1 protein-coding gene and 1 pseudogene are annotated in these 509 nt (G+C 47.5%); one reads left to right on the forward strand and one right to left on the reverse strand.

All coding sequences use genetic code 11. From position 1 onward, the window contains the following. Positions 1-187: flagellar export chaperone FlgN (flgN, locus tag R8O11_RS31520; RefSeq protein WP_318195428.1), on the forward strand; the 187-nt coding region annotated here is incomplete at its 5' end. Between the two features lie 116 nt (positions 188-303). Here flgN and flgP read toward each other — a convergent pair. Next, a pseudogene (gene flgP, locus R8O11_RS31525) lies at positions 304-509 on the reverse strand (flagellar assembly lipoprotein FlgP); the annotation flags it as partial.

The raw sequence follows: 509 nt of genomic DNA on the forward strand, positions 1-509 counted from the left end.
CCAATCCATCGTGCTGGACTGTCAACAAGTCAATCGCGTGAATGGAGAATCCCTCAGCCGTGCTCAATTGAGTTTTAACAAGCTCAATAACATGCTTCAACACACTCACGGCAAGATCGGTATGACCTACAATGCCGGCGGCAAAACCCACACCATGTCAACGCTAGGCACCAATATGAAAGCCTAACGCGCTAGCCTCCCCTCCTCAGTAGGCAAAGCCATCAAATCAACCCATAAAAAAAGCGACCAATTGTTGCCAATCAGCCGCTCGAAAAGATTATCTGTTTATTTAGTGAAGTGGTTTTAGAACAAAGTTTGCTGACGCTTCTCAGGCACTTGTTGAACTTCACCGTAATCGCGTAGCTTATCCATCTTACGGATATCCAAACGTAACTCTGTTACGTAACTGTCTTCAACTAAGTAACTGCGCACGACCTCTGCACCGCGAATCACGCCATCGACCGCGCCACTCGTGCTTTCAATGCCAAGACGCTGATCTTCAAGTTCGG

This window comes from Vibrio sp. 1288 (assembly GCF_033344475.1).